Raw genomic sequence first — 19682 nt, forward strand, 5'->3', positions numbered from 1 at the left:
TTTGTATGTTCTAAGCAATATTTCATACGAATTGGAACAAATGAAACGATATGCTTTTTTTGTGCAAGAAAAGTAAAAAAATTAAAACGTTACATACACAATTATTTTTTGGTATATTTTTGTATAGAAATAAGGTGGAATATATGGAGGGATCTTTGTTGTTGCTTTCATTTGATGAGCAGCTCTTTCAACGGACGGACGGACAAACAGGAAAAAAGCTAGAGCAAGCTTTGGAGGAAGATTTTCTATTTGTAAAACAAACTGCAATTTGGGGTGCACCTGTACAAAGTAATGAATTTTTGTTGGAACAGGATTGTGCAGAGAGGTTTTGCTTTCAGTTAATCAAAAAATATTGGGGTAAACTAGAATTATATAGTAATGATTCAGTTCACGAGACGAATACAGTGAATGAAAAAATGAAGCAGTATTTTGCCGAGCAGCAAAACAGAAAAGCGTTATTTTCATTTTTACATACACAAGGGGAAGTGGCATTTGACCAGCTGATTGAATTTATTTATACAAAACCTGTTCCTGTATCTCGTCAACAAACAGGACTTGAGAAAATGTATGTGTACAAAGTAAACAATCAATTTTTTGTGCAACCAATTTATTTTGTAAATGAAAAGTACTGGAAAATAATTGGGGCGAAGAAGATTTATTCACTGTTTTTACAAGTACCCTTAAGGAACATTACAAGACCCGTTGAATTAATGAGACATTTTAAAACATTGCTTGCGGGACAATTCACGGCAAATCGGATTGCAACTATTATTCATAAGCTCGTACAAAAGATTGATTATGAAAATCCGAAATCTGATGAAGTAAAGCAGCTGCATCTATTAAATGTCCGAACGCATTTTACAAGTGGACGACGTCATATGCTGAAGCTTCGAAAATGCATTCACGCATTACTGGAAAATTGGTCGACCGGAAAGTTTGCATTAAATATGAAAGAGCAAACATTGCTTGGCTATATGTTATTTCAGGAGGCGGTTTATAAAAGAGATTATCGGAGTATTTTACTGCAGGGTATGTATTTAATTGAAGAAGAGCGGATTAATAATCATGCGATTGAACTTGTCGTTGAATATGCTGACGTGTTGAGCAGCATGAACCCGCAGCCTGATACACTTGTGAAAGATTACCGGGAAAACTACTTGGAGCATGTCTTTTATGAACTGATTAATAGTGTTGTAAAAGAGGAGCAGTTTGGGCTTGGGATGGAGCTGTTGAAAAATAATGAGCTCGCGTCATGTACAGCGGTATTTCAGCTGCTGCATGCCGATGAAACGGAAACGATGCTACATATAATCGAAGCGACTGTTCAACGCGATATTGCTCTATTCATTGATGGTTCGCCACAAAATATCAGGGAATCGATCATTATTTGGCAACAGCAATATTTAAAAAAAGGCAGCGCTTATTATCGTGTTGCTGAAATGACATCACAGCATATTTGCAATTTGTTGAAAATACTGTTTTGGGCAGAAGAAGATCTTTTAGTGGAGAAACTATTAGCGGTCTATAAGAAATATTTGATTATACCGCATCATTTCCAAGATTTGCGCCTATTTATTGAGCGCCGTGTAGCTCTATGTTAAAAAAGAAAAGGTGAAGCAATGCCGATGCATGCCTCACCTTTTTATTTTACTGTAATACCCCTGCTTTGGTTAGTTGCTCGATTTGTTCTTTACTATAGCCATATGCAGCTAAAATTTCCTCGGTATGTTCACCCATTTTTGCCCCGACATGTTTATAAGTCGGCTCAACTCCGCTTATTTTCAGGGCAGTTCCAATTTGGCGTTGCGAGGATCCATCCGGTTTCTGAACATCTACAAGCATATTCCTTTCTTTTATTTGCGGGTGTTCGCAAGCTTCGTCAAATGTAAGAACGGGCTCCACACATCCGTGGAAGTCTTCATTGAAAATTTCTAGCCACTGATTAAATGTTTTCGAGCAAAACGCATCGGTAACCGCTTCCTTAAAGCGTTGCTGTGTATAGTAGGAGTCATTAAATGTGCTGTCGATCAGTTCCGGAATGCCAAGCGCTTCACATAGCAGTTTACGGAACTGAGGCTCCAGGCTGCCGACTGAAAAATAGCGCCCGTCTTTCGTACGGTAGTAATCATAAAATGTTCCGCCGTTTAAAATTTCCTCTTCTGGCTGAGGCGGACGGCCGCTTCCGAGATATTGTGTGCCATATAAAGCATTCATAGAAAACACCGCATCGGTCATCGAGACATCAATAAATTTCCCTTCGCCTGTTTTTTCACGGTGAAAAGCAGCCGCTAATATTCCGACAGCAGCATGCATTGTCCCGCCGGCAATATCCGCGATTTGAATTCCCATTGCAACAGGTTTTTTATCCTTTAAACGGGAATGATTGAGCACTCCGCCAATTGATAAGTAGTTATTATCATGGCCTGGCCGTGTTGCATATGGCCCGGTTTGTCCATAGCCTGTAATCGCACAGTAAATGAGGCGCGGATTGAATTCGCGCAATGTTTCATAGTCAATTCCAAGACGCTTCATCACACCCGGGCGGAACCCTTCAATGACAATGTCATAATCTTGGATAAGCTTTTTAATAATTTCAATGCTCTCCGCAGACTTTAAATTGAGCTGCAAAGATTTTTTTGAGCGGTTTAAATGCTGATGGAAGTAAGATTCCTTATCTTCATCATACGGCGGCATAATCCGCATTAAATCAACACGGCGCTCTGATTCCACATGAATAACATCTGCCCCAAGATCTGCAAACATCATTGACGCAAGCGGTCCCGGTAATAGCGAACAAAAATCCAAAACTTTTAACCCATTTAAAATAGTCATACCCATCCCCCTTATGTGTTGAACAGTTGTTTTTGTAAGAAATATTGAATGTTAAGTGTGGAAAGTAGAAACCCTTTGCCGGAAAGTAGAACTTTTTGGCGCAAAAGTTGAATCAAATTAAGTGAAAGTAGAAAGCATTGGTGTCAAAGTGGAAAGTTCTGAATGAAAAGTAGAACCAACGCCAAAATAAGAGCTTATAAAATAGCAGATGACGCCAACGCTTTCAATAAAATATAAATATAAGAAAAAGAGTCCCCTTATTTTCTCGTTCTCTATTATCCATTATATTTTAAATACTCTGAAAATTATAGTGCGAAAATAAGCAAATTGTGCAGAAATATAGAAAAAACAAACTTACATAGATTGTTCTCTATTCTTTTTTAAAAAAAAATAGCCCTAATGAGGAATAAAATATAAGTTTAGTGAATATTAACTAGTATAGAAACCCTATTAAAGATTAGAAAGTTTTTAGCTAGGGTAAAGTATGGATGGTTGGCTATTTATTTATAAGAACGATTTTGCTTTAGACATTTAAGTCGGAGCAGGGTCGTTCCTTTTTTTGTTCAAATATAGAAATCCAGAATTAAAATGAAAAACTCCATAAATTTCATACAGTTTTGCACACCGCTAGCCGATATAAAGAGTAGAAGTTTTTACTAGATTGAACATGTTACGACATTTCAAAAGGGAGGGATTTTCTAACATGGACTCGAAAAAAGCACAAAAACTCTCGAAGGCAGCGGTCGCAACGGTTTTGGCGACAAGCGGTGTGCTAGTGGCAATGCCCCATCAGGCAAACGCCTATTCATTCAGTGATTTAAATCCAAATGCAGATTATTATGAGCCGATTATCGATTTAGCCAACCGTAAGATTGCAACAGGCTATTCAAACGGCACATTTAAACCAAATACAGCGATTACTCGTGAAGATGCCGCAAAAATGCTGGCATTGACGATTGATGTAAATACAACAAATCCAAAAAATCCGGGCTTTAAAGACGTGACGGTAAATAATCCGAATTACCGTTATATCGCCGCATTGGCAGAGGCTGGTGTCATTAATGGCTATTCAGATAAAACCTTTAAACCAAAAGAGCCGATAACACGTGGTCAAATGGCGAAAATTTTAACACTCGGCTTCAAGTTTGGCATTTCAACAAAACTTAACCACGGTTTCAAGGACGTTTCAAATAAAAATGCCAATGCGTATTTTATACAGACACTTTACGATTTGAATGTAACAAAAGGGAAAACGCCTGTTTCATTTGATCCGTTCAATACCGTAACACGCGGACAGATGGCGACATTTATTTGGCGTGCGGAAAAAGCGGACCGCGGCAATCCTGTCTACACAGTCGGGGATATTGTAGGGAATCAAATATACATAAACGGTGTCGCGTACACGGTGGCATCCCATTTACGCAGTATTATTAATGCGGGAAATCAAAATGTATTAAAAGGTGCTTACATTGAAGGAAGCTATTCAGGAAAGACCCTTCAAAACATTTCGAAGCTGACAATCAATGCAAGCGGAACTTCCTCGCGTTTACTGGCGCTTGATGGGGGCTATTCTTCTTTTGCAGGGGAACTTGTCATTCATGGCAGTTATTTACGCTTCAAAAATATCAATTTTACAGGACGTGTGGAAGTAGCGGAAGCACCACGACGCTCGCTTGGCGCATTGGAAAATGTACGTATTGCAAGTTTAGGAAGCTTCGCATCGTTTATCGACTGGGGAAAGCCAAATAATCCGGATAATGAGGATTTCCTGAACCCTAGTGAAAATGAGGATTTGCAGGAAAAGCCTGATCCGACAAAGCCGCCCCATTTGCAAAAGTACACAGAACGTATGGCCAATGTAAAGAAATATGTGGACTTTGAAAACTCCGATATACGTCAACTATATGTAACAGCGGACCGAACATTTTTAAAGGCCAACTATGATATCGACCGGATGACAGTGCAGGGAAATGTTGCAAATATGGAGCTGTATGCAAGCCCGAAAGCGATGTATATCGATACAGACTATAATGTCTCTATTTATGGCGTACATGATATTCAATATGTCTACAAAAATACATTGAAAAATGTGTATCTGAATACAGACAGCACGTATGATTATTATTACATTACATCAAGCAACGGCTTTACGAATCTTGGTACACATGCCTATATTTCTAAAGCGATTATCCCAAACAACAAAACAGTAAATGATGTGTTTGACGATTATAAAATCGATGATCCGAACATTGGTTATGTAGAGGATGAAAACGGAAAACCGGTTGATCGTGACCCTGTGGAAAATACGATTATAACAGATGTAACGTCCCCATCCATTACACAACTGGATGTTGCAGCAGGCGGATCGACAGCCGATGTGACATTAACAGCCGATGAAGATGGAACGTACTACTATGTCATTAAAAAGGCCAATGAAAAAGCGCCATCGATCAGCGAGATTAAAACAGGCGGTACAAAATATAACGGCAATGGCCCACTCGTAATGGACGAGCCTGTGAAATTTACGGTATCCGGCCTGGAAACGATGACGGACTATGTCATTTATGCGATTGTTATTGATGATGCGGACAATGTTTCAGAGAAGGAAGAGCAGGAGTTCTCGACAATTGATAACCGGCCACCGACATTCAGTATTTCTAAGCTAGATGCGAAACCAGGTGGTAAACGTTTTGAATTTACAATAGACAAGATGAGCGAGCCCGGGGAAATTTTCTATTTAGTACGTCAAGAAAAAGAAATTGATAAAAATATAACGGTGGACTATGTCATCAATAATAAAACGGGAAGCAGAAAAGTCGCGCAACCTGGAGACCAAGTATTTGAAGTGAGAGAATATGGTACATCTCCTAGATTAAATCCAGTTCAACCAAGTACAGATTATGTCGTGTATGCAGTAATGGTCGATTTGACGGGGAACAAAATGCGTTTAGTAGAGGCTAAGCAAATTAAGACAGCAGTGCCGGATTTAAGCCAACCATATGTAGCTAATAATGCGGAACTAAAATTAATAGACGAAAAGAATGGGGTTTTTGAGTTTACTGTATCTGAGCAGTTAGATCCTGAATCTGCTCTCGATAAAAATAATTACTCGTTGTCAGGTACGGGGATATTAAATGTTAGTGGACAAAAAACGATAAATCCTTCGAAAGTAGAAGTAAGTGGTACAAAAGTTAGGCTAACAATTCCCGCTCTCAATGCATTAGTAAAAGGCGATACAATTCGTGTAACTGTATCAAAAAATGTATTGGATTTAGCTGAAAATGAATTCGAGCATATCGATCGCTTCCCTTCAACTGAAAATGCACCGCGTAACGAAGCATACTATGAGCATGTCGATAATGAAATTCCTAAAATGGAAATCAAAAAAGTAGTGATTGAAAGTACTCGGAATTTAGTTGAATTCGAAGCATCTAAAGCTGGTACTTACTACTATATGATTTTGGAAGATGGTTACGATTTTAATGGAAAAGGAATCACTCCACGAGACTTTGTTGATGAATTTGAATCTAAAAATATTAATGCAACAACAAAGTTTGGTGAAAAAGGGCGTAAGGATTATACTGGCAATCTATTAAATCAATTTGGCCCGGCAGAATTAAATTTAAATTCAAAGTCAATTAATATTGATTTTGATAGTCTAAATCCATTCAAGAGTTACTCGGTCTATATGGTATTAAAAGACAGAGCGGGTTTAGTGGCAAATGAAATTGTAAGTATGCAAGTTGTTGCTGATTCTAAAGCACCGTTGATTTCAAATTTGGACGTGGTGACCCAACAAGAATCAAATGATGGTGTTACAATTAGTTTTACTGCAGATGAAGCTGGAGATTTATTAGTAATTCCTGTGAGGAAATATATTTTAAATGGGGACGGGGACTATATTTTAAATAGTAAGTTCTTCGAAATGGTAGGCGGCGAGGCTGTATTAAAGCCGATTCCAAATATATATCCTACAACAAGTTCCGATGCGCAAAGAACAGCCTTTACTACACTGGCTAACGAAGCAGGCGGTTTGAAAAAGGTTAAATTCAATAAAGGAATTAACTCAAATATTAATATAAATGGGTTGAATGTGCACCAAGAATACGGGTTCTATATTGCTGCCGATGATACAAAAGGGAAGACAGGTAACTTTACAATCTTCCAACGTAGTAATAGTAATGACCAAACTAATCCACCGTCGCAAAATGAACCAAATGGTGATCAAATGATTGGCTATGCTTATACGGATGGAGTGGCACCTTATATTGGAAATAATGGTGTGATTAGAAAGAATATTGATGGTGAAACGTTTACTATTACATTTAACGAAACAATAATGCGTCAAAAAACATTAGATAAATATAATAAATCCATAATTCCAAATACTAGATTATACAATTTGACAGAATTATTCGAAAACATTAACAATTTCACAGGTGGAAATTTAGATAGCAACTATGAGTTTGTTAGTTATTCAGTAGGAGCAAATACAACTAGTGAATCAAAATTAGTATTTAAACCTATAGGAACTTCAAATGCAACCCAATCTATTAATATTAAAATGAAAGATACAACTTATGACTATTTAGGGAAAAATACATTTGATATTAATAAAATTGGGCAGTATATATATCGAGATTTTTCAATCAATATTTCAGATTTTGAATACGCAAGTGTAACTGATAAAAAGAAAGCAACCGCAACAATATCAATCCCTTCTACAACAACTTTTGAAGGGAACGAAAAGTTAGACTATTATTATGTAGTAGTTACAAAGGGTTCAAATGAGTTTACTATAAGAGATGTAATAGAAACAGTGGACAGACCAAATAGCGATGCTCCAGTCATCAATACGCTCGCTAAAGGGAAAGGTACTGTAGAAATTTCTGATTCTCGTGCTAAACCACAATTCTTTAATAATATAGGATTTACCGCGACTGATATTATATTTATTGTTGTTGAAGACAAGTATGGTAATAGGGCATTAGCCAAATATATAGTAAGTCCATAAATTGTTTATGGTGTAGTATCCTTCTGAAAAAAGTGGATAATACTGAAATTACAAATAATTTACTAAAAATGGAAACTAATCTCTCGACGTTGAAGGCGAAGGGAGATTAGTTTTTCTTTTATAAAATTTAATGCAACTAAGATTCTGTTCAAGAAAAGATTGGTTATTACTATACTTATACCTATTAATCTAATTATTTATGAATTTATTAACACAGAAAACAATTGTAAACGCCTCTCCTTCACTAGCTTTACGCGCCAACTTCTTTTTGCTACCCTGCCAATCGAATGGCAATTTGGTCTTAAAGAATCACCGAATTTCATCGGTGACTGAATTCAATAAATATGTAAAATATAGTAAAGTACTATTATATGAGTTTAGGAGAGAGGATATATTTACAGTATCCTTACTACTAGCCCTTCTTTTGTTAGAAAGGCTAATTTTAATGCACTTTAAATGCATAAATAACTAGATTATAAATTTTTTAAACGTCACCCCTCCACATTGATTTATCCCTAAAACGATTGTATGGGAAGCTATTGATGAAAAGAATAAGGTTATTGATTTTTAGCAACGCTTTTACCGATTAAATTGGGCACAGTATGAGAAGGCATTAATCGATGAACTTGTACTAGTACCGACAGATGCAACATCGATAAAAGGGCTGAAAAGTGAAAACGATAGTATGTAGAACATGCTGTTTGGAGAGAATCCAACTTTTGAGGAAATCTTAGTGGCATTTACGGATTTACAAGCTCGATTAAATGAGCTGTTATAATGAAAATACATTAAGAACTTAATAACATATGAAGTCTTCTACAAGAGCAATCTTGTTGAATAGTAGAAATAGCTGATATTTTAATTTTCTTGAAGGCTTATTCGTACACTTTTGGTGATGAACCAAACGAATGGTATTAAAAACCCGGAGATTCCCCGTGTAAAAGTATGGATCGTAATTAACTTTTCACATGGAATCTCTCTTTTTTTATTTTATTAGTCAAAAATAATTAGTCAAAATGCTAATGATAACATCTTTATCATCTGAATTTTCTGAGTTTATTGTTTATTGTTCTGTTTTTTGTTAAAATACACTAAAAAAGTAGGGATTTAGATGTTGTATGATGTAATCGTAATTGGAGCAGGTTCGATGGGTATGGCAACGGGTTATTATTTGGCAAAGTCCGGGAAAAATGTGCTGATGATTGACGCATTTAATCCGCCTCATGAGCAAGGAAGCCACCACGGAGAGACACGAATTATTCGTTTTGCCTATGGGGAAGGTGCTGGCTATGTGCCTTTTGCAAAAAGGGCTGGTGAACTATGGAAGGAACTTGAAGCGCAGGCGAAGAAACAGTTATTTTTACAGACAGGCGTGATCAATATCGGTGATGCATCAAGTTTGTTTATTAAAAACGTTGTCTCTAGTGCCGAGTTTTACAATTTACCAATTGAACCTTATTCGGCTGCTGAAGCAATGGAGAAGTGGCCGGGTTTAGCATTACCGGATCATTTCTTGACGTGCTTTGAACCGGATGCCGGTGTGTTACGAGTAGAAGCCTGCATTGAGGCCTATAAACAGTTAGCGCTTGCGGCAGGTGCAGTCCTTCATACGAATGAAAAAGTACAATCTATTACAGCCGGTGATACGGTATTTGTACAAACAGAAAAAGGGGAGTATGCGTCCAAACAGCTGATTGTCACGGCGGGCGCTTGGGCAACAGAGCTTTTAAAAACAATGGATGTATCGATACCCGTTACACCGACGCGCAAAACGTTTGCATGGTTTGAAGCGGATGAGAGCCTTTATGGGGAACCGCAATTTCCTGCCTATTGCTTTGAGTTGAATTCCGGCATCTATTACGGTTTTCCGAGCATTGACGGTGCAGGCTTGAAAATGGGCCGGCATGATGGCGGCGACGTTGTGAATCCAAATGAACCACTACATCCATTTGACGACAAAGATGCAGTGGACTTACAAAATTTTGTATCTCAATTTATGCCAAAGCAAGGGGACTTAAAGTTTGGAAAAACATGCAAATATGCGATGACACCTGATGAGCATTTCATTATTGATTTTTTACCGGAACATCACAATGTAATGGTAGCAGCTGGCTTTTCAGGGCACGGCTTTAAATTTAGCAGTGCTGTTGGCGAGGCGTTGGCTGAGTTAGCCATCTACGGAGAAAGCAAACAAGATTTAGCATTATTCAACCTTAGTCGTTTTGCTGAATAAGGAACACTATGGTTCGAACAAAGTGCTTTAGTGCAACAAGGATTTATAACATATACATAAATAAACTTAATAACGTTCCCAAATGGAAGTTAAGAAATAAAACACCCCGTTCAATTGAATGAGGTGTTTATTTATTGCTGTTTATATAAATTGAATAAAAGTTTATAACTCTTTCAAAGTGGGTAAAGGGTACTAACCTATTTATGGTATAAAAGGACTAACCGACATAATGTGAAATGAACAACTAAAAGAACTTCGATTAGCCATGCGACAAATAAAAGAGAAACGACTAGTTGAAATTATCAAGCTGCATTTTTTGCACCTAACGGAAAAAATAATGTTGAGATTGCAACGATTATTCAACGCAATCGAGCAACTGTCGGTGAATACATAAAAGCTTACAAAAAAGACAGCATTACGGGCTTACGCATAGGCATTTACACGGATAAACCGCCTCGTTTAACAGTTGAACAACTTGCTGAATTGGCTGAAATCATGACAACTCTTAAAGGCACATAAAAATCGGCTGAAGCATGTCTTTTTACGACCATGTATTTCACAGTTGAATCTGATTGAAGTGTTTATGGAAATGGTTAAAAGACAGTGTGATTCATAATTTCTTTTTCTGGAGTACACTGCAAATCATACCCGCAGTTCGTCAATTAATCAGCTGGCAGAACTAGAGTAAACAAGGTGTAATTGACTGCCGTTGTATTAGGTTCTAATGTTCAACTTATAGATAATAATTTTAGCTTTATTAATAGATGATATTTGACATATTATCCTTTAAAATGTTATACAATCTTTATACAATGATTGTACAACACTCTGAAGATATAAATTTAAAAAATTCCTGATCTACTTCATACATATTCATCAACATCTTTAAACTAAAACTCTGTACAAATGGTTAAAGAAATCGTGTAGATTCAGATATCGAAGTATTTGTCAGCGCATAATTAAAGTTGAACCAACAAAGCACATAATTAAAAGTTAGAAGAAAGGAGGTATAAAGTCACTATGGATTTGTTATTATCCAAAACAGAACATGATTTCCAGTCTATGCTAGAGAATTACCGAATCTTATCAGAGAATATGCGAGATTTAATTTCGATTATTGATTTAAAAGGTCGCTGTGAATTCGTCTCTGCGTCTCATGCACGCATTTTAGGAATTTATCCGGAAGAATTGCAGGGTGAATATGCTGGGAATTGGTTACATCCTCATGATGCTGATATAGTAGCTCGTCGTTTGAAACGGCTAATCGAAACGAATAAAGAGTGTACGTTTCGTTTTCGCTATGGGAACAATAGAAGGGAATGGAAGTGGCTTGAAGCAAAAGCTTCACCTATTTTTGCTGAGAATGGCACTCTTGAAAAGATTCTAATAGTTTCAAGTGATATTACGGAAAGAATCAGATATGAAGAAAATTTGAAGCATCTTGCTTATCATGATCCATTAACCGAATTGCCGAATCGCAGACTATTCCGGGAACGTTTAAGACAGTCCATTAAGGAAGCAGAGTGTTACGGACATGAAATGGCTGTCATGTATATGGACCTAGATAACTTTAAACAAGTCAACGATTCCTTGGGTCATGCAGTAGGCGACAAACTCCTGCAACAATTTGCAGGTAGAGTGGAAGAGTGTTTGTGTGAAAGTGATACTTTATCAAGGAGAGGTGGCGATGAATTTACCGTGCTATTTCCCGAAATTCAAGAAAAAAATGATGTAAAGTTAATCGCTGAGCGAATTAATGAATTTCTTCGAAAACCCTGGTATATTAGAGGGCATATATTCACTACCACTACAAGTATTGGGGTGGCATTCTATCCACAAGATGGTCTAACGCCACATGAACTATTAGAAAATGCTGACAGTGCTTTATATAAAGTAAAGGCAAGAGGAAAGGATAATTACTCTTTTTATAGGTATTCAGATTATGATATATAAATATAGGGAGTTTCATAAATATATTACTTTAGGAAACATTTGAGAGGGCATAGAGTCAATATTTCAATCTCGAACTATTTGAATGAATAATCGTTAGCTAGAAAAGAATGAGGTTATCAAATCTAAAAAGGACATCTCTTCAAAGATAGTAGACATCCTCGATAAACTATAAATATTTTTTCTCTAATAGTTGTGAAAATTCTTCTGCAATGACAGGTTTGCTGAACAAATAACCTTGAATTTGATCACAGTTGTGTTGGCGTAAAAATTCTAATTGCTCATTTGTTTCTACACCTTCTGCTACAACGGTTAAATTAAGTTCATGTGCTAATTTTATCGTATATTTAGCAATAGGCGATGTATTTTCAGTTAGATAAGACTTGATGAAATATTGGTCGATTTTTACTGTATCAATCAAGAATTTTTTGAGATAGATTAACGATGAATAACCGGTCCCAAAATCATCGAGGGAAATTTTGATGCCTAATTTCTTAAGTTCTTTTAAATATTCTACGAAAATCTGATCGTTTTCAATAATGGCGGTTTCTGTAATTTCCAATTCCAGCAGCTCTGGATTTACCTCTGTCTCTTTTATAATTTCAAAGAAAACATCGACAAGGTTACTTTTTAAAAAACGTCTTGGTGAAATATTAACTGAAATAGGCACAACAGGAAGACCCATTTGTTCCCAAACTTTAAGCTGCTTACAGGCTTCACGAAATGTCCAGTCCGTGAGTTCAAATATAAATCCGTTTTCTTCTGAAATGGGAATGAACTCTCCTGGAGAAATCATCCCTTTTTTGTGATGCTGCCAACGGATCAATGCTTCTGCTCCAACAATTTCCGCTGTTTTGGCATCAACTTTTGGTTGATAATGTAAGAATAATTCTTTATTCTTGATGGCTTTTTTTAAATCACGCTCAAGATTATAATTTATCAAACTTTCTTTTTCCATCGTTTCATTATAAACCTTATAGTTGTTTTTTCCGCTGGATTTTGCATTCTGTAGAGCGATATCACCTTTTTTAAATAGTGAGGTTGGTTCAATATCGGTCAATTTATCAAAACGAGCAATCCCCATACTTCCTGTAATAAATAATTCTATTTTTTCAATAAAGAAAGGTTCCTCTAGAACAGCAATAATTTTTTGAGCCATTTTGTCTAATTGCTCACATGAAACAAAATTGCGGATAATTAAAGAGAATTCATCTCCTCCAATCCGGGAAACAATAGCTTGTTCATCGTTGGATATACATTGCTGGAGCCGATAAGCCACCATCTGTAATAATTTGTCGCCCATTGTGTGACCGAAACTATCATTGATGCGTTTAAACCCATCCAAATCTAAAAGCATGACGGCAAATTCTTCTAAGTTTTGATTGTCTTTTACCATGTGCATTAACTTGTATAATTCTTCATCAAACATTCGTTTGTTAGGTAAATTCGTTAGATAGTCATGATTCACTAAGTATGTTATTCTTTCTTCTGCCCTTTTTTGGGAAGTCACATCCGTTACAATCCCATTTAAACGACGTAGGGCACCCCCCATATCAAAAACAGGTAACGTTTCATCGCGAATCCATTTGATTTCTCCGTTTTTATGAAGAATCCTGTATTCATGGTTTACCTTTTTGTTTAAATTTAATCTTTTTAGCTTATTTAAGTATGTCTTTAAATCCTCGTTGTAAACGAGATCGGTCCATGCTACCCCGTCCTCTGTGAAATTTTTAGAAGTGTAACCAGTAATTTTTTCAATACTAGCGGAGCAAAATTCCATTTTCTTTGTGTGTATATCTTTGGACCAAATGCCGATATCGAGGTTTTTAGAAAGTTCATCGATCCGTTGAACGAATTGCTGATTAAAAAAGTCATGCTCGGTTATATCCACAGTTGTTCCAGTGATTCGGACTACTTTTCCATTTTCGTTTCGTTGTATATTCGCATAACTTGTAACTTTACGTATGGAACCGTCTCTTCTGATAATTCGGTATTCCACATTACACTCTTTTCGATTACGAATTGCGTCCGTGCATGTTTCTAAGAAAACTGCTTTATCTTGAGGATGGACTATACTATACATAGTTCGAAAAGAAGGATTCTCCCTTTTATCGATACCATATATCTCATAGGCATTATCAGACCAATCTCCTTTATTTTGTACTACATCATAATCCCATATCCCAATTTTTATGGATCCGAAAGTATTGTTAATATTTTTTTTGAATATGTTAAAAGTATTTGCGGGTAAATTCATTATTTGCTCCTATAATTATATTATATAATTTGAACACAATAGTTTAAAAGTTCATCCCCTCTAAATTACCTTATAGTTCTCTACTCTCGATTGATAAATATAGCACAAAAATTGTCGTAAAAGAAAGAAATTATAGGGAAATCGGCTTATAGGTTTTATTAAAATTAATAATATTGGGAGTATAATTCCAAAAAAATATTAAGAAAATTATATTTAACCGCTTTCAATTGAAAATTTAACCACATATTACCACTGAGTATTACTTTATTGCTAATTTTAAAATGTTTGTGAATACTATTCGAATTGAAAATTAATAGAATTTTAACCGCTTCATTTTTTACTCTGTTATCTCTATTTAAACGTTATACAAAATTGATGATTTTTATAGCATTTATAAAATAATTCAGACTTTTTAATTTGGAACATAGGAAAATCGATGAGGTCCAGTAATATAGGATTGAAAACAAGGACTGAAGGGTAAATAAATATAAGGAAAATAAAAAACAGAAAATTCGTCCAATATAAGGTTGTACAGGAATCACTGTAAATGTATAATGTTTTAAAACCAAAACAAATGTGATAAGAAGCAAAAAAACAATCCACCTACATAAATGAGGATAAACGAAAATGTAAATGAATAAAAATAATTATTATTGAAGTTGGTTATTGCAAGAATGGCAAGTGCAATTGCATGGACGGTTAGGGCAGTTTAAAGCATTAACAAAAAGATAAGGGGAGGGGAAACAATATGTCAGGTAAGAAAAAGGTGATTGTAATAGGCGGAGGGCTTGGTGGTTTATCAGCTGCGATCTCACTTCAGCAAAAAGGATACAATGTTGACCTATACGAACAGAATCATCATCTAGGCGGAAAGTTGAACCGTTTGGAGCAGGATGGTTTTGGTTTTGACCTGGGTCCATCCATACTAACGATGCCTCATATATTCGAAACTTTATTTCAGCAAAGCGGAAAACAAATGAGCGATTATGTTCCGGTTCAGCGATTGGAGCATCAATGGCGCTCATTTTTCCCGGACGGTAATACACTTGATTTATATGAGAATTTACAGGATATGGAGAACTTGAATCCTTCTCTAACGAAAAAAGACATTAAACAATACAAAAAACTACTGGAATATTCTAAAGGATTATATGAAATAACGGAGCAAGGGTACTTTAATCAAGGGTTAGACAATTTAAAGGAAGTGCTCCAATATCACGGTGCGTTTCAATCATTGCGGAAATTTGATTTATCTTCCACAATGTTTGATGCAATTGATAAAAGAATAAAGAACCCGCAATTCCGGGATATGCTAAGTTATATTGTAAAATATGTTGGATCTTCCGCCTATCATGCGCCGGCTGTTCTAAATATGATGATTTACATGCAGCATGCCCAGGGAATTTGGTATGTACCTGGTGGAATGCATAATTTAGCAAATGCTTTAGTGAAGTTAGCAGAGGAGATTGGTGTGACATTCCATCTTGGGAAAAAGATCGTGAAATTAGATAAAAACAAACGAGTTATTACAGCTGCCTATACAGATGATGGAATGAAGTTGACTGCCGATTATTTTGTTTCCAATATGGAAGTCATCCCAACGTACAAACAATTAACAGAAGAAAAAGAAAGTTATACCGATAAATTAGATAAAAAATTCGAACCCGCAAGCTCGGGGCTTGTTTTACATTTAGGGGTTAAAAATAGCTATCCGCAACTTGCCCATCATAATTTCTTTTTCTCCAACAATATGAAAAAACAAATGAATCTGATTTTTGATAAGCATGAACTTCCTGATGACCCGGTCATTTATTTAGTGAATGTGAATAAAACTGATCCAAAACAAGCACTGCCAGGCCATGAGAATCTGAAAATTCTTCCACATATTCCTCACCTTCAAGAGAAGCCCCTAACTCGACAGGAGTATACCGAGTTTGCTGAAAAGGTATTAATCAAGCTGGAAAATATGGGATTGGACAGACTTAGAGAAAGTATTGTCACAAAGGATATGTGGACACCGCATGATATTGAACGAACGTACTCTTCAGACCGCGGGGCAATTTACGGAACCATATCCGATAAGAAAATGAATAAAGGATTTAAACATCCGAAGCAAAGTGAACGTTATGACAATTTATATTTCGTCGGGGGAACCGTCAATCCAGGCGGCGGCATGCCAATGGTTACGCTTAGCGGGCAGCAGGTGGCGAAGAAACTAATCGAAAGAGACAGGCTGAAGTAGACAGCGTATTAGCTATTAGACAAAAGCAAATGGAAGGAACATGATCAATGGAAACTTTGTATTTGGTTGTGCAAATACTATCCTTACTCGGTTTATTATGTGGTGTGCTGATGTTTTGGTCTACAAGAAAACCACCAGCAAAAGAGGGGAATCAGCCATTACCTGCATTGTCGATCATCATACCAGCCAGAAATGAAGCGCTTCGGTTGCCGCCATTGTTAAAATCACTCCAACAGCAAAGTTGGAAGCGTTTTGAAATAATTGTAGTCGATGATGGTTCCTCGGATCATACTGCTGAAGTTGCATTGTCATACGGAGCGAAGGTATTAAATAGTAAACAAGTAGGCGGAATGAGCCCAGGTAAATCCAATGCTTGTGCGTACGGGGCACAATCTGCAAAAGGAGAATGGCTGCTGTTTTTAGATGCGGATGTTCAGCTTGCCGATGAGGACAGCCTTGAGCGCATGATGAATAGCTTCAGTAAGCAAGAAGGAAAAGGGATCTTATCCATTCAACCGTATCACCGGATTTTAAAATGTTACGAAAATTTATCCGTAATATTTAATATTATTGTGCTGACAGGAATGAATGTATTTACCGTTTGGAAAGGAAAGTTTGCAACGGCAGGATCATTTGGACCATGTATCCTTTGTGATAAGGAGAGCTATATTTCAACAGGGGGGCATGAGGCAGCGGAAGAGTCGATTATGGATGACTTTGCACTGAGTGATGTTTTTTTAGCTAAAGACTTACCGGTAACCAATTATGCCGGCAGAGGGATTATTAATATGCGTATGTATGAAGAGGGAACGAAACAATTATTGGAAGGCTGGACAAAAAATCTGGCAACAGCTTCACAGTCTACTCATAGATTTGTTATGATGCTCATTCAGCTTTGGATTTTTGGTGTCATAATGGCAGTGTCGGCAACAATTCTCGCTTTTTTGACGGAATCTTCTGTGGCGCTCTTATGCGGAATTATTGTCTACTTATTATACGGAGGGCATGTGTATTTTCTGGCGAGAAGAGCAGGGAATTTTCATCTCATGATGTTCTTGTTCTATCCTTTTTTTGTTTTATTTTTTACAGCCGTATTTTTATATTCATTATATCGCACACATGTTTTACATTCGGTCATGTGGAAAGGCAGAAAAATCAAAGTGTAATAGGAGAGAGGTATGACAGTCATAAATGCAATTTGGCTTCTCATTGTTAATATAATGGTATGGCTTGTTCTTCATTTTTCGATTTCAGCGCTCTGTTTCAAAATTCCTTTACGCTATTTTTTGAAGGATGTTGTATTTCTCCGTATTGCAGAGTGGGAGGAAAACGGGAAGATATGGAACCGGTTATTTTTAGTGAAGAAATGGAAAAGGCACTTAATTGATGGGTCTTCGATTGCAAAGAAAAGTTATAATAAAAGCCATTTGCACGGTACAAAGCGGGAAGATTTAAAGATTTTTGCAGCTGAAACAAAAAGAGCGGAGATAACGCATTGGCTGCTAATTTTGCCAGCGCCCCTTTTTTTCATATGGAATCCTGTTTGGGCAGGCTGGATTAACATCGCCTATGCACTCTTCGCCAACGTCCCATTTATTATGACGCAACGTTATAACAGAGGACGAATTGAGTCTATTGTAGGTTTATCTAATCGTAGCAATTAAAAAGTATATCTATATCGTCCAATCGCAAAATAAGACGTATGGAAGTTCACTATGTTAAAATTTTATTGAAATAATGTTTGAAGGAGACGATAAAATTGGGTCAGTCATTACAAGGTAAAGTAGCGGTTGTAACAGGTGCTGCACGCGGAATCGGTAAAGCGGTAGCGGTAGCATTAGCAAAAGAGGGTGTGAACGTAGGGATCATTGCACGTTCGGAAGAGGCACTACAGCAAGTAGCGAAAGAAATTGAAAGCCATGGCGTTAAAGCTGCTTATGCAGTGGCGGATGTTTCGAATTTAGAACAAGTACAGAAGGCTGCTACCCATCTAAAAGAAAAGTTGGGGTTAACGGATATTTTAGTTAACAATGCAGGTGTCGGGAAATTTGAAAAGCTCGTGGACATGGATCCGGCAGAATTTAAAGAAATTGTCGACATCAACGTAATGGGTACTTTTTATGTATCGCACACAATTGTACCGCAATTAATCGAGAAAAACGCGGGTGATGTTATTAATATTTCATCAACAAACGGTTTAAACGGTGCGGCAACATCAAGTGCATACAGTGCTTCTAAATTCGGTGTCATCGGCTTAACCGAGTCACTTGCTGCAGAAGTGCGCCGTAACAATATTCGCGTAACAGCATTAGCGCCAAGTACGATTGCAACAGATTTGGCGGATGCACTGAACTTAGTGCCTGATGAAAAAAGAGATCAATATATGCACCCTGAAGATATTGCGGATTATATTATTGCTCAATTAAAGCTGAACAATCGCATGTACATTAAAAACGCGACATTAATGAATACAAATCCATTCTAATCTTGGACCGGTTTTCATAACTGTTGAATATGAAAAAGCCCTTCATTCTGTTTGCTGCAGACTGAAGGGCTTTTTTTAATAATTCTATTTTAGGGTGTAAAAGCGATTAGAATTCCTCTTTTAATATAGAGTAATAAACACTATCTACGAGAGTACCTTTAATTATATGATTTTTTCGCATCGTTCCTTCATGGGTCATCCCTAAACGTTGCATAACTTTAGCGGAGGCCGCATTTTGAACGTGTGATTCAGCAAATACACGTTCTAAGCTGAGTGTATTGAAGGCTAAGTCCAATATTACTTTGCTTGCTTCTGTTATATAGCCTTTTCCCCAGAAGCTGCGGTTTAATGTAAAGCCGAGTTCCCCGCTTTTATTCCATTCATGTACACGGAACTCGATTGCACCGATCATTTTATTGCTTTCTTTTAATACAATCGCATACTTCCCGGCAGGTTCTTTCATAAAATAATTTTCAATCATCTTCTTCGTTTGTTCCAGATCTTTGTGTGCATGATAAAGAAATTTCGTCGTTTCCTCATCCGCAGTATATTCGTACATATCTTCAGTATCCTCAATAGAAATCGGACGTAAAAAAAGACGCTCGCTTTCCAGATGACTGTTTTTTTCTAGTAATAAATTTAGGTTTTCCATTTGTTTTCTCCAATAAT

The 19682-nt window shown here is 36.8% G+C and carries 11 protein-coding genes and 1 pseudogene; 9 read left to right on the plus strand and 3 right to left on the minus strand.

Translation table 11 applies throughout. The annotated features are described in order from the left end of the window. Positions 1 to 143 precede the first annotated feature (143 nt). The gene (locus MHH44_RS01460) at positions 144 to 1601 is read left to right on the plus strand and encodes a Fe-S-cluster redox enzyme (RefSeq protein ID WP_340797585.1); all 1458 of its coding nucleotides are present in this window, start codon (positions 144 to 146) and stop codon (positions 1599 to 1601) included. Between the two features lie 46 nt (positions 1602 to 1647). On the opposite strand, the gene MHH44_RS01465 is transcribed toward MHH44_RS01460, so the two are convergent. Then, positions 1648 to 2832 carry a CaiB/BaiF CoA transferase family protein gene (locus MHH44_RS01465; RefSeq protein ID WP_014825028.1) on the minus strand — a complete coding sequence of 395 codons (1185 nt, stop codon included), beginning with the start codon at positions 2830 to 2832 and terminating at the stop codon, positions 1648 to 1650. Positions 2833 to 3535: 703 nt separating this feature from the next. Between MHH44_RS01465 and MHH44_RS01470 the strand changes: the two genes are divergently transcribed. The 4 genes and pseudogenes from MHH44_RS01470 to MHH44_RS01480 all read left to right on the plus strand — a co-directional run bounded on the left by MHH44_RS01470 (position 3536) and on the right by MHH44_RS01480 (position 12032). Then, complete coding sequence (locus tag MHH44_RS01470; protein WP_340797586.1) at positions 3536 to 7846, plus strand: S-layer homology domain-containing protein; 4311 nt, start codon at positions 3536 to 3538, stop codon at positions 7844 to 7846. Positions 7847 to 8957: 1111 nt separating this feature from the next. Next, positions 8958 to 10079 (plus strand): N-methyl-L-tryptophan oxidase, encoded by a 1122-nt coding sequence (gene solA / locus MHH44_RS01475; RefSeq protein ID WP_340797587.1) that lies wholly within the window; start codon positions 8958 to 8960, stop codon positions 10077 to 10079. 312 nt (positions 10080 to 10391) lie between these two features. Next, positions 10392 to 10598: pseudogene (locus MHH44_RS21165) on the plus strand (terminase gpP N-terminus-related DNA-binding protein); the annotation flags it as partial. Positions 10599 to 11099: 501 nt separating this feature from the next. Then, positions 11100 to 12032, plus strand: a complete 933-nt coding sequence (locus tag MHH44_RS01480; protein WP_340797588.1) for a sensor domain-containing diguanylate cyclase — start codon at positions 11100 to 11102, stop codon at positions 12030 to 12032. Positions 12033 to 12198: 166 nt separating this feature from the next. On the opposite strand, the gene MHH44_RS01485 is transcribed toward MHH44_RS01480, so the two are convergent. Beyond that, the gene (locus tag MHH44_RS01485; protein ID WP_340797589.1) at positions 12199 to 14286 is read right to left on the minus strand and encodes a sensor domain-containing protein; all 2088 of its coding nucleotides are present in this window, start codon (positions 14284 to 14286) and stop codon (positions 12199 to 12201) included. 748 nt (positions 14287 to 15034) lie between these two features. Between MHH44_RS01485 and MHH44_RS01490 the strand changes: the two genes are divergently transcribed. From MHH44_RS01490 to MHH44_RS01505, 4 genes are all read left to right on the plus strand, one after another. Then, positions 15035 to 16528: a phytoene desaturase family protein gene (locus MHH44_RS01490; RefSeq protein ID WP_340797590.1), complete on the plus strand. Its 1494-nt coding sequence runs from the start codon at positions 15035 to 15037 to the stop codon at positions 16526 to 16528. A 47-nt stretch (positions 16529 to 16575) separates the two neighbouring features. After that, positions 16576 to 17694 carry a glycosyltransferase gene (locus MHH44_RS01495; protein WP_340797591.1) on the plus strand — a complete coding sequence of 373 codons (1119 nt, stop codon included), beginning with the start codon at positions 16576 to 16578 and terminating at the stop codon, positions 17692 to 17694. Positions 17695 to 17706: 12 nt separating this feature from the next. After that, complete coding sequence (locus MHH44_RS01500; protein WP_008407501.1) at positions 17707 to 18192, plus strand: glycosyl-4,4'-diaponeurosporenoate acyltransferase CrtO family protein; 486 nt, start codon at positions 17707 to 17709, stop codon at positions 18190 to 18192. A 95-nt stretch (positions 18193 to 18287) separates the two neighbouring features. Continuing rightward, positions 18288 to 19013, plus strand: a complete 726-nt coding sequence (locus tag MHH44_RS01505) for a 3-ketoacyl-ACP reductase (protein WP_340797592.1) — start codon at positions 18288 to 18290, stop codon at positions 19011 to 19013. A gap of 106 nt (positions 19014 to 19119) precedes the next feature. On the opposite strand, the gene MHH44_RS01510 is transcribed toward MHH44_RS01505, so the two are convergent. Beyond that, positions 19120 to 19665, minus strand: coding sequence for a GNAT family N-acetyltransferase (locus MHH44_RS01510; protein ID WP_340797593.1), 546 nt, complete (start codon positions 19663 to 19665; stop codon positions 19120 to 19122). Positions 19666 to 19682 lie beyond the last annotated feature (17 nt).

The organism is Solibacillus sp. FSL K6-1126 (genome assembly GCF_038003445.1).
In the GTDB taxonomy this organism is placed as follows: domain Bacteria; phylum Bacillota; class Bacilli; order Bacillales_A; family Planococcaceae; genus Solibacillus; species Solibacillus silvestris.

Bases quoted from the DNA above. Each gene is read 5' to 3' on its own strand.
- MHH44_RS01460 (WP_340797585.1), top strand. From the start codon at position 144: ATGGAGGGATCTTTGTTGTTGCTTTCATTTGATGAGCAGCTCTTTCAA.
- MHH44_RS01465 (WP_014825028.1), bottom strand. From the start codon at position 2,832: ATGACTATTTTAAATGGGTTAAAAGTTTTGGATTTTTGTTCGCTATTA.
- MHH44_RS01470 (WP_340797586.1), top strand. From the start codon at position 3,536: ATGGACTCGAAAAAAGCACAAAAACTCTCGAAGGCAGCGGTCGCAACG.
- solA (WP_340797587.1), top strand. From the start codon at position 8,958: ATGTTGTATGATGTAATCGTAATTGGAGCAGGTTCGATGGGTATGGCA.
- MHH44_RS01480 (WP_340797588.1), top strand. From the start codon at position 11,100: ATGGATTTGTTATTATCCAAAACAGAACATGATTTCCAGTCTATGCTA.
- MHH44_RS01485 (WP_340797589.1), bottom strand. From the start codon at position 14,286: ATGAATTTACCCGCAAATACTTTTAACATATTCAAAAAAAATATTAAC.
- MHH44_RS01490 (WP_340797590.1), top strand. From the start codon at position 15,035: ATGTCAGGTAAGAAAAAGGTGATTGTAATAGGCGGAGGGCTTGGTGGT.
- MHH44_RS01495 (WP_340797591.1), top strand. From the start codon at position 16,576: ATGGAAACTTTGTATTTGGTTGTGCAAATACTATCCTTACTCGGTTTA.
- MHH44_RS01500 (WP_008407501.1), top strand. From the start codon at position 17,707: ATGACAGTCATAAATGCAATTTGGCTTCTCATTGTTAATATAATGGTA.
- MHH44_RS01510 (WP_340797593.1), bottom strand. From the start codon at position 19,665: ATGGAAAACCTAAATTTATTACTAGAAAAAAACAGTCATCTGGAAAGC.